This is a genomic window from Roseateles sp., assembly GCF_044373315.1.
Classification (GTDB): Bacteria; Pseudomonadota; Gammaproteobacteria; order Burkholderiales; family Burkholderiaceae_C; genus JACDQM01.
In genome coordinates, this window is sequence record NZ_JBILQK010000114.1 from 1 (window position 1) to 9657 (window position 9657).

The 9657-nt window shown below is 68.5% G+C and carries 10 protein-coding genes and 1 pseudogene; 9 read left to right on the forward strand and 2 right to left on the reverse strand.

Going from position 1 to position 9657, the window contains the following annotated elements:
* Positions 1-719, forward strand: a 719-nt coding sequence (locus ACIQ67_RS17675) for a hypothetical protein (protein ID WP_397535694.1), incomplete at its 5' end; no start/stop codon positions are given.
* Between the two features lie 35 nt (positions 720-754).
* Positions 755-1609 (forward strand): 23S rRNA (adenine(2030)-N(6))-methyltransferase RlmJ, encoded by an 855-nt coding sequence (locus tag ACIQ67_RS17680; protein ID WP_397535702.1) that lies wholly within the window; start codon positions 755-757, stop codon positions 1607-1609.
* A 30-nt stretch (positions 1610-1639) separates the two neighbouring features.
* On the opposite strand, the gene ACIQ67_RS17685 is transcribed toward ACIQ67_RS17680, so the two are convergent.
* Positions 1640-2290, reverse strand: coding sequence for an NAD(P)-dependent oxidoreductase (locus tag ACIQ67_RS17685; RefSeq protein WP_397535695.1), 651 nt, complete (start codon positions 2288-2290; stop codon positions 1640-1642).
* A 158-nt stretch (positions 2291-2448) separates the two neighbouring features.
* Here ACIQ67_RS17685 and ACIQ67_RS17690 point away from each other — a divergent pair, with 158 nt between their 5' ends.
* The 4 genes from ACIQ67_RS17690 to ACIQ67_RS17705 all read left to right on the forward strand — a co-directional run bounded on the left by ACIQ67_RS17690 (position 2449) and on the right by ACIQ67_RS17705 (position 6235).
* Complete coding sequence (locus ACIQ67_RS17690; protein ID WP_397535696.1) at positions 2449-3366, forward strand: LysR family transcriptional regulator; 918 nt, start codon at positions 2449-2451, stop codon at positions 3364-3366.
* Positions 3363-4556, forward strand: a complete 1194-nt coding sequence (locus ACIQ67_RS17695; RefSeq protein WP_397535697.1) for a CaiB/BaiF CoA transferase family protein — start codon at positions 3363-3365, stop codon at positions 4554-4556. Before ACIQ67_RS17690 ends, ACIQ67_RS17695 begins: the two co-directional genes overlap by 4 nt.
* A 144-nt stretch (positions 4557-4700) precedes the next feature.
* Positions 4701-4901: a plasmid-related protein gene (locus tag ACIQ67_RS17700; RefSeq protein WP_397535698.1), complete on the forward strand. Its 201-nt coding sequence runs from the start codon at positions 4701-4703 to the stop codon at positions 4899-4901.
* An 11-nt stretch (positions 4902-4912) separates the two neighbouring features.
* Entirely contained in the window at positions 4913-6235 is a 1323-nt protein-coding gene (locus ACIQ67_RS17705) for an MFS transporter (protein ID WP_397535699.1), read from the forward strand.
* On the opposite strand, the gene ACIQ67_RS17710 is transcribed toward ACIQ67_RS17705, so the two are convergent.
* Positions 6207-7289, reverse strand: coding sequence for a septal ring lytic transglycosylase RlpA family protein (locus tag ACIQ67_RS17710; RefSeq protein WP_397535700.1), 1083 nt, complete (start codon positions 7287-7289; stop codon positions 6207-6209). The two genes, ACIQ67_RS17705 and ACIQ67_RS17710, sit on opposite strands and share 29 nt — an antisense overlap.
* 128 nt (positions 7290-7417) lie before the next feature.
* Here ACIQ67_RS17710 and ACIQ67_RS17715 point away from each other — a divergent pair, with 128 nt between their 5' ends.
* The 3 genes and pseudogenes from ACIQ67_RS17715 to ACIQ67_RS17725 all read left to right on the forward strand — a co-directional run.
* Entirely contained in the window at positions 7418-8119 is a 702-nt protein-coding gene (locus ACIQ67_RS17715) for a fumarylacetoacetate hydrolase family protein (protein WP_397535701.1), read from the forward strand.
* A gap of 42 nt (positions 8120-8161) precedes the next feature.
* Positions 8162-9043, forward strand: a complete 882-nt coding sequence (nadC, locus tag ACIQ67_RS17720) for a carboxylating nicotinate-nucleotide diphosphorylase (protein ID WP_397535703.1) — start codon at positions 8162-8164, stop codon at positions 9041-9043.
* Positions 9044-9116: 73 nt separating this feature from the next.
* Positions 9117-9657: pseudogene (locus ACIQ67_RS17725) on the forward strand (hypothetical protein); the annotation flags it as partial.

The window sequence follows — 9657 nt, forward strand, 5'->3', positions numbered from 1 at the left end:
GCAACTTCGCCGACGTCGAGCTGGAAGTTGAGAGCTGCGAGTTCTTCGATGGCCAGCGCCCGCCAGGCAAACCGGCGCACCTGCTGTATGCAGGCACCATCGGCAAGCTGGTGGTGCAGGGCAGCTACTTCCACCATGGCCGGACCGGCCATCTGCTGAAAAGCCGTGCGGCCGTCAACCGCATCCTCTACAACCGCCTGACGGATGAAGTGGGCGGCCGAGCCAGCTATGAGCTGGAATTTCCGAACGGCGGCGTGGCCGTCGTCATCGGCAACATCATCCAGCAGAGCTCGCAGACCGAGAACCCGCACATGGTCGCGTTTGGTGCCGAGGGCTACACGCACCAACGTAATGAGCTCTGGATGGCGCACAACACCCTGGTCGACAACCGGCCTCGCGGCGGCATCTATCTGCGGGTCGGGCCGGGTGCGGCCCAGGTCCGGGCCTACAACAATCTGCTGGTCGGCGGCGGGCGTTTCAGCGTCGACGCGGACTGGGACGTTCGCAACAATCTCGAAGCCGACTGGGATGCCTTTGTGCAGGCCGCGCGCGAGAACTATGCGCTGAAAGCCAGCTCCCGGCTGCGCGGCCGGGTGATCGATGCCGGCCGCGGACCGGAGGGTTTCTCGCTCAAGCCCACGCATCAGTATCAGCATCCCCGCGGCCTCCTGGCGCTGAATGGGGCTGCGCTTCAGCCTGGCGCCGTGCAGCTTCCCTAGGGAGCCGCGAGCCGCAAGCGCTACAGTGCGTGTCTATGCTCGCTTACCGCCACGCCTTTCATGCCGGCAACCATGCCGATGTTCTCAAGCACCTGATCCTGTCGCGGGTGCTGCGCTATATGGGCGAGAAGGAAAAGCCCTATACCTTGATCGACACCCACGCCGGGGCCGGCGGCTACTCGATCGAAGGCCGCTATGCGCAGAAGAAGGGCGAGTACAGCAGCGGCATCGCGCGCCTGTACGACCGCAAGGACCTGCCCGAGCCGCTGGAAGGCTATGTGGATCTGGTGCGCCAGTTCAACACCGATGGCCAGCTGCGCCAGTACCCCGGCTCGCCCGCCATCGCCAATCTGCTGATGCGTGAGCAGGACCGCCTGCGCGTGTTCGAGCTGCATCCGACCGACTTTCGCATCCTCGAAAGCTATCTGGCCCCGCGTCCCAACACCCATGTCAGCGACAAGGATGGCTTCGCGTCGCTCAAGGGCGAGCTGCCGCCGCCCTCGCGCCGTGCGGTGGTGCTGATGGACCCGTCCTACGAGATCAAGACCGACTACGCCAAGGTGCTGGCTGCGCTGCGCGAGGGCCTGCAGCGCTTTGCCGACACGGTGTTCATCATCTGGTATCCGCAGCTGGCGCTGCTGGAAAGCACCCAGCTGGCGCAGCGTCTGAAGGCCTCGGCCGACGCCGCCGCCAAGAAGGGCTGGCTGCATGTGCGCCTGACCGTGACCCAGCCCGACGAGCGCGGCTTCGGCATGCTGGGCAGCGGCATCTTCATCGCCAATCCGCCCTTCACGCTGCATGACGAGCTGCAGCAGTGCATGCCCTATCTGGTCGACAAGCTGGGCCTGTACGACGGCGCCAACTTCGTGCTGGAGCAGAAGGCCGCCTGAGCGGCCTGTTCTCACACCATCCCGTCGGGATCAATAGCCGACCGTGAAGCGGCGCTGGATGTGGCGCGGCGTTTCCAGCTCGTCCACGATGGCCACCGCCAGGTCGGCCACCGAGATGTGCGCTGGGCCCTTGTTCGGATCCGTGTCCATCACCGGGGAGTCCTCGCCCAGGCGGTAGCTGCCGCGGCGCTCGCCCGGCTCCAGGAAAACGGCCGGTGACAGGAAGGTCCAGTCCAGGCTGCTTTCTTGCCGGATCAGGTTCAGCGCCTCGCGCGCGGCCAGCGCGCCGTTCTTCCACTCGGCCGGGAACTGCGCTGTGTCCACCAGTTGCACGCCCGGTGCCACATACAGGCTGCCCGCGCCGCCTACCACCAGCAGACGCTTCAGGCCGGCGGCCTTGACGCCAGCGAAGGTGGCCTGCGTACCGGTCAGGAACTCGTTGTAGAGATCGGGGTTGCCCCAGCCCGGGTTGTAGGCGCTGACCACCGCGTCGCTGCCGCGCACGGCGGCCGCCACCTGGGCGGCATCCAGCACGTCGGCCTGCGCCACGCTCAGGCGCTCCTGCGTCGGCAGTTTGGCCGGGTTGCGGGCGAGGGCAATGACCTCGTGGCCGCGGGCCAGCAGTTCCTGCAGCACGGCGCTGCCGACAAATCCGGTGGGTCCGATCAGGGCGACTTTCATGGGGAATCCTTCCAGGGTTGCGCTCGGTCTGGCGAGCGGGTGTGGCAATGGACTCAACTCTAAGAACTTCACAGTGCTGCTGTAAGTCCTTCAAGATGCCAAAGTCTGTTTAGATAAACTACACAAAGACCTTCAACAAGCCAGGGCCGACCCACCCGATGCTGGACCAGCTCAAGCGCATGGCCGTGCTCGCCACCGTGGTGGAGCAGGGCAGCTTCGTGGCTGCCGCCAAGAAGCTCAAGACCACCACCTCGGCGGTCAGCCAGCAGGTGCGTGCGCTGGAGCGCGACATGGGCGTGACCCTGCTGCACCGCTCCACCCGCCGCCTGGCGCTGACGCCAGCCGGCGCGCGCTTTCACGAAGGCTGTGCCGCCATGCTGGCCGCCGCGCAGCAGGCCCAGTTGCAGCTGCTGCAGTTGCGTGACGCACCCGAGGGCGAGTTGCGCGTGGCAGCGGCCGTAGGCTTTGCCCGCCACCTGGGTCCGGCACTTGCTCCGCTGCTCAGTGGACACCCGGGCCTGCGCCTGCACCTGGAAGTGGACGACGGCTTCAGTGATCTGCTGGCCTTGCGCATCGACCTGGCGGTGCGCTACGGCCGCCTGCCCGACAGCCCCTGGGTGGCGCAGAAGATCGGCGAGAAGAGTCTGGCGCTCTACGCGGCGCCCGCCTATCTGGCCCGCCATGGTGCGCCCGCTACGCTCGAGGCGCTGGGCCAGCACGACTGGCTGGTCATCGGTGCTGACGCAGAAAGTCCACGCCTTCTGGAGCTGATCGCCGAACCGGCTGTGGCGCCCGGCCAGCAAACCCAGAAGCTGCGCATCGAGCCGCGCGTCAGCAGCAATAACCAGTTCAGCCTGCAGCAGCTCTGCGAAGCCGGCCTGGGCCTGGCCATGCTCAGCCCCAGCGATGTCGACGAGGCCGTGCAGGCGGGCCGCCTGCTGCGGCTGATGACGAGCTGGCAGTTGCCCAGCCTGCCCGTCTGGGCGCTGACGCCGCAGCGCGACGCCCAGCCGGCCAAGGTTCGCCATGCCATCCAGGCCTTGAAGACTCATTTCTCTCAGCTCACCACGCCATGACTGCATTCACCGCCACCCCCGCTGAAGACAATCCTGCCGCCCTGGCCGCCGGGCCGCTGGCCGGCCTCAAGGTGCTGGAGCTGGGCCAGCTGATCGCCGGCCCTTTCGCCGGCAAGACCCTGGCCGACTTCGGCGCCGAGGTCATCAAGGTCGAGCCTCCCGGCAGCGGCGACCCGCTGCGCCAATGGCGCATGCTGCATAACGGCGAAAGTGTCTGGTGGCAGGTGCAGAGCCGCAACAAGAAGAGCGTCACGCTTGACTTGCGCGAGGAGACCGACCGCGCCATTGCGCGCCAGCTGGCCGCCGAGGCCGATGTGCTGATCGAGAACTTCCGCCCCGGCCTGATGGAAGACTGGGGCATGAGCTACGAAGCGCTCGCCGCCGGCAACCCGCGCCTGATCATGCTGCGCATCAGCGGCTACGGCCAGACCGGCCCCTATCGCGACCTGCCCGGCTTCGCCGTGGTGGCCGAGGCGATGGGCGGCCTGCGCCACCTGATGGGCGAGCCCGGCCGTCCGCCGGTGCGTGCCGGCGTCAGTCTGGGCGACACGCTGGCTGCGCTGCACGGCGTGATCGGCGTGCTGCTGGCGCTGCAGGCCCGCCAGCGCACCGGTCGCGGCCAGGTGGTGGACGTGGCGCTGTACGAATCGGTCTTCAACTGCATGGAATCGCTACTGCCGGAGTTCAGCGCCTTCGGCGCGGTGCGTGAACCGGCCGGCTCGGCCCTGCCGGGCATCGCACCGAGCAACGCGTATCGCTGCGCCGACGGCCAAGTGGTGATCGGCGGCAACGGCGATTCGATCTTCAAGCGCTTGATGACCGCGATCGGCCGCGACGATCTGGGGCAAGATTCGACTCTGGCCGGCAACGCCGGCCGCGCCGCACGCGTCGACGAGCTCGACGCCGCCATCACCGCCTGGACCGTGCAGCGCCCGGTCAGCGAGGTGGTCGACACGCTGCAAGCGGTGCGCGTGCCCGTGGGCCGCATCTACACCGCCCGCGACATCGCCGAAGACCCGCACTACAAGGCGCGGGGGATGATCGAGCGCATCGTCACCGCCTCGGGGCTGGCACTGGATGTGCCCGGAATAACGCCAAAAATGAGCGATACGCCGGGGGCGATACGCAGCCTGGCTCCTGGACTGGGTGAGCACAACGAGGCGGTGTTGGGGTCGCTGAAGCGCAGCTGAGCACAGCCAGAAGGCGAGGGCCGCAAGTGGGAAGCGCCGAGTGCTGTGTAGCCGTTTCGCGCTTTTCCAAGCTCCAGATAGCATGAATGCAAATTGGATACACATGTGTGTATCCATTCTTCATTCAAGCCAGGAGAGCCCCCGATGAGCACCAAGGATGCCGGCATGCGCATACGTGTCGAGACCGAGTTGCGCGAAGCCTTTGTGCAGGCCTGCCAGCGCCAGGGCTTTGCCGCAGCCGAGGTGCTGCGCGACTTCATGCGCCAGTACGCGGCCAAGCATGCGCTGACCCAGAGCTCGCTGTTCGACGTCTCTGCGCTCGAAGGTGCGATGCGGCGCCGCTGAAGTCCGCAGCCATGTCAGTCACGCTGAACGAAGGCCTCGCTGAGGCGCCGCCGCTGGACAGGCCGGTTGCCGGCCTGAGCCGGCGCCTGCTGCTGGCCGACGGCCTGGCCATGTTCGGCAACTGGATCGACTTTCTGGCCATCCTGATGCTGGCTGCCTACCAGCAGCAGGTCAGCGCCAGCTTCATGGCGCTGCTGTCGGCCACCTTGGTGCTGCCCGGCATGCTGGTGTCGCCCTGGCTGGGCCGTTGCTGCGACCGCGGCTGGGCGGGGTTGGGTCTGCTGGCGTCGCTGCTGGGGCGGACGGTGCTCACCTTGGCCTTGATCGCGCTGATCGCCCAACCCTCGTGGGCCTGGCTGCTGGCGCTGGCGGCCGGGCGCTCGGTGCTGGGCGCGATGACGGCGCCGGCCGTGCAGGTGCTGGCCGTTCAGCTGACTCCAACTGAGCAGCGCAATGCCTTCTATGCCCAACTCAGCATGGTGGGCAGTGCGGCCAAGGTGCTGGCGCCCTTGATCGGCGCGGGATTGGCCAGCCGCTTTGGCGAGGCGACGGCGCTGTGGGCTTCGGTGGCCTGTGCGCTGGTGGCGGCTGCCGTGCTGTGGCCGGTGCTGTGGGCTGTGCGTCAGCGCGGCGCTGAGCCTTCGAATGGCATCGCGCCAGGGCCGCAGAGCGAGTCGGCCCTGGCGCCAGCGCGCCTGTCCTCACTGCTGCCTTTGCTGAGCTTGGCCGCGGGCTTCGCGGCAGCGGTCTTCATGGCCGGCAATCTGCTGCCGCTCGTGCTGCAGCGGCAGGGCCTGGACAAGGCGCTGCTGGGCAGCCTGGTGGCCAGCGGCGGTGTCGGCAATCTGCTGGCCGGCCTGCTGATCTCACGCAGCGGTCTGGCGGCGCGCCTGCGCGGCCACGAGGGCGAGGTGCTGGTGCCGATGCTGGCGCAGATGTTCTGCTTTGGCCTGTTCGCCGCAGTGCTGCTGGCCGCGCCGCCGAGTCAATGGGTCTGGCTGCTGCCAGCCGCCTTCTTCTGCAGCGGGCTGTGCAGCGCCAGCTTTGCCATCACGCTGAACATCTACATGAGCCAGCGGCATGGCCATGCCATGGGTCAGGCCACGGCGGCCATGCAGACGGCGCAGCAGATGATGGTGCTGCTGGCGCCGCTGGCCGGTGCCTGGGTGCTGGACCGGCATGGCGGCGCCGCGCTGTTTGCGGCTGCGGCGTTGATGGGCACCAGCTGGGCGCTGCTGCACGCAAGCACAGGCCTGGTCGCGCGCCGCCGCCGTGGCTTGGCTGGCCCGGCCCGCGTCGCGCCGCTCAGCGCCGCTCCACCACCACCCCCCTGAGCGCCATCGCCGCGCGCAGCTGCGCTGCCGCCGCACTCGCCTGCTCGCGGCTGGCATAAGGCCCGGCTTGCAGCCGGTGCAGCGAAGCTTCGCGCACCACGGTCAGCAGCGGGCTGAAGGCTTCGGCACTCCGGGCCACCTGCTCGCGCAGTTTCTCGGCGCCGTCGAGCTTGGCAAAGGCGCCGAGCTGCAGCCAGAAGCCGGGCGCGATCCTGGCCTGCGTCAGTGGCACTGGCGCCGGCGCGGTCGAGGGCGATGCCGGGGCCGCAGCTGGAGCCGGTTCGCCGAGCAGCGCCGCGGGGTCAACGGGTTTTGCTGTTGTTGTCTGCGTGGGCGGCGTGTTCTGCGTCGTGCTGCGCTCCGGCGCGCCGCTGGCGCTGCTGGCGACGAACACCGGCGGCGGCTCCTGCGGGTCGGTCGGCAAACCCGGCGGCGCCTCGCGTCCGCGCAGCCAGGCGCCGCTGCGGATGTCCTCAAACGTGATGCGCTCCAGCTCCACCGGCGCCACGCCGCGCAGCAGGTCCAGCTTCAGCGCGGCGGTGTAGCTGAGGTCGATGACGCGGCCGCTGTGGAAGGGGCCGCGGTCGTTGATGCGCACGATCACCTCGCGGCCGTTCTTCGGGTTGCGCACCCGCGCATAGCTGGGGATGGGCATGGTCGGATGCGCGGCCGTCATCGCGTACATGTTGTAGACCTCACCGCTGGAGGTCGGCCGGCCGTGGAACTTGCGGCCGTACCAGGAGGCCAGGCCGCGCTCCACCAGCGGCTTGTCCTCGGTGAGCGGCTCGTAGCGCTGGCCCAGCACCTCATAGGGCTTGTTGGGCCCCCCCTTGCGGATGGGCTCCAGGCGCGGCGCGGCGTCGGGCACCCTGTGCAGTTCGGGTGGCGGGTTGGCGCCGGGCCCGTCCTTGTCGAAAGGGAAGGGCGCTGGGGCGGGGGCAGGGGGAGTGCTTGGGCCCGGTGCCGGCGCGCGCGTGGCGCAGCCGCCGAGCAGGGCCAACAGGGCCAGCAGCGTGGTGGCCAGGGCCAGTGGGGCACGGGTAGGGACAGTCATCGGCGCCGATGGTAGCCGCCCAGCGCACGCGCGTGGGTCGGCATCGGTAGTCGCCACAGGCCTGCGCTGGCAGGCTGCGCTTATGCTGGCGCCTCCTTTCGAGCCACCTCTGCATGGAAGTCCAGACCATGAGCAGCGAATACGTCTTCCCCCCCGAGCCCCAGCCAAGCGTGCCGGTGCGCGGCAGCCGCCAGCGCTATGCGGTCTCGCGCATCTTCTGTGTCGGCCGCAACTACGCGGCGCATGCCCGCGAGATGGGCGGCGACCCCGACCGCGAGCCGCCGTTCTACTTCACCAAGCCGGCCAATGCGCTGGTGCCTTCGGGCGCCACCATTCCCTACCCGCCCGGCACCCAGAACTACCACTACGAGATGGAGCTGGTGGTCGCCATCGGCGCGCCGGTGTTCAAGGTCACGCCCGAAGCGGCCAAGGCTGCCGTGTGGGGCTATGCCGCGGGCCTTGACATGACGCGCCGCGATCTGCAGAACGAGGCCAAGAAGACCGGCCGTCCCTGGGACACCGGCAAGGGCTTCGAGAACGCCGCTGTGATTACCGAGCTGGTGCGCGCCAGCGATTGCGGCCCGCTGGACAAGGGCGCGATCACGCTGGCTGTCAACGGCGTGGAGAAGCAGCGCGGTGATCTGTCCGACCTGATCTGGAGCGTGGCCGAGGTGGTGGCCAATCTGTCTCAGTTCTATCACCTGAAAGCTGGCGACCTGATCTATACCGGCACGCCCGAAGGCGTAGGCCCGGTGGTGCCCGGCGATGTGATCACCGGCCAGATCGAGGGTCTGGCCGAATTGAGCCTGACAATCGGGGCTCCGGAGTAATTCATGATCAGTGCCCCCGCGTGGGGCCCGCCCTTGCCAGCCATGTTCGACCACAACGAGACCCTCGACCAAGCCCGCGCCCGCAACATCCGCGAAGCCCTCATCGAGGACATCGGCCTGTGCGACTGGACGGCCCAGCTGGTGCCGGCCGGCCGCCGCGTGCAGGCCCAGGTGCGGGTGCGTGAAGAGGCGGTGCTGTGCGGCCGCGACTGGTTCGAGGGCGTGTTCGCGTCGCTCGATGCCAGCAGCCGCATCGTCTGGCACTACGCCGAAGGCGCACGCATGGCAGCCGACAGCGTGGTCTGCGACATCCAGGCCGACGGCCGAGCGTTGCTGTCCGCCGAGCGCCCGGCGCTGAACTTTCTGCAGCTGCTCTCGGGCACGGCCACCATCACCCGCGCGCATGCGGATGCCATCGAGGGCGCCAGCCCCAACCCCAAGGGCTGCGCGGTACTCGATACGCGCAAGACTATCCCCGGGCTGCGCCTGGCGCAGAAGTACGCGGTGCGCGTGGGCGGCGGCGCCAACCAGCGCCTGGCGCTGTATGACGGCATCCTGATCAAGGAAAACCACATTGCCGCCGCGGGTGGCGTGAGTGCTGCGCTGAAGGCAGCGCGGGCGCTCAATGCCAAGGTCAGCATCCAGATCGAGGTGGAGAGCATCGCCGAATTGCGCGAGGCGCTGGACGCCGGTGCCGAGAGCGTGCTGCTGGACAACTTCAGCGAGGCGATGATGAAGGATGCGGTGGCGCTCAATGCCGCGGTCGGGCATCAGGCCTTGCTGGAAGTCTCCGGCGGCGTCGCGCTGGACCAGCTGCGCTGGATCGCCGCCACCGGAGTGGACCGCATCTCTATCGGCCGCCTGACCAAGGATGTGCGCGCGGTGGACTACTCGATGCGCGTGCTGGGGCCGCTGCAAGGCTGAGCCAGCTGACGAGGGGGGCACCGCCCGGCGTGCAATCTGCACGCTGACGGAGCCGGTCTGGCGCGCGAATTGCATGGCCAAAGCCATGCAGCAGCCTTCGGACTTCACCACCACGACTGAGCTCGCGCGGCCGGTCCGCGGCGCCTTGCCCTGGCTGGGGCGCCTGCTGGGCCGGCTCAGCGTCGGACGGAAGCTTTTGCTGATCTTCCTGCTCGACATGAGCGCGGTGATCTACATCAGCAGCATCCTGGTCAACGAGAAGTACCTGGCGATCGATTTCGCCCGCAAGGAGCAGGCCGGCACTGCCTACATCAGCGCGCTGCAGCCGGCCCTGCTGGGCAGTGCTGCCGCAGTGGCCCTGGGCCAGCCCTTGCCGGTGGATGCGGCGGCCGACGTGCTGCAGGCGGAGCAGCGTTTCGGCGCCGGCATGGGCAGCGGCGAACTGGCCGAGGCCTTTGCCGAGAGCCTGCAGGCGCCTGGCGCCGCAGAGGATGCGCGTAGCGTGCTGGACCGTGGCCGCGCCTTGCTCACCCGTGTCGGCAACCAGTCGAATCTGATCCTGGACCCGGATCTGGACAGCTACTACACGATGTCGGTGATCGTGCTGCGTCTGC

Bases quoted from the DNA above. Each gene is read 5' to 3' on its own strand.
- ACIQ67_RS17680 (WP_397535702.1), top strand. From the start codon at position 755: ATGCTCGCTTACCGCCACGCCTTTCATGCCGGCAACCATGCCGATGTT.
- ACIQ67_RS17685 (WP_397535695.1), bottom strand. From the start codon at position 2,290: ATGAAAGTCGCCCTGATCGGACCCACCGGATTTGTCGGCAGCGCCGTG.
- ACIQ67_RS17690 (WP_397535696.1), top strand. From the start codon at position 2,449: ATGCTGGACCAGCTCAAGCGCATGGCCGTGCTCGCCACCGTGGTGGAG.
- ACIQ67_RS17695 (WP_397535697.1), top strand. From the start codon at position 3,363: ATGACTGCATTCACCGCCACCCCCGCTGAAGACAATCCTGCCGCCCTG.
- ACIQ67_RS17700 (WP_397535698.1), top strand. From the start codon at position 4,701: ATGAGCACCAAGGATGCCGGCATGCGCATACGTGTCGAGACCGAGTTG.
- ACIQ67_RS17705 (WP_397535699.1), top strand. From the start codon at position 4,913: ATGTCAGTCACGCTGAACGAAGGCCTCGCTGAGGCGCCGCCGCTGGAC.
- ACIQ67_RS17710 (WP_397535700.1), bottom strand. From the start codon at position 7,289: ATGACTGTCCCTACCCGTGCCCCACTGGCCCTGGCCACCACGCTGCTG.
- ACIQ67_RS17715 (WP_397535701.1), top strand. From the start codon at position 7,418: ATGAGCAGCGAATACGTCTTCCCCCCCGAGCCCCAGCCAAGCGTGCCG.
- nadC (WP_397535703.1), top strand. From the start codon at position 8,162: ATGTTCGACCACAACGAGACCCTCGACCAAGCCCGCGCCCGCAACATC.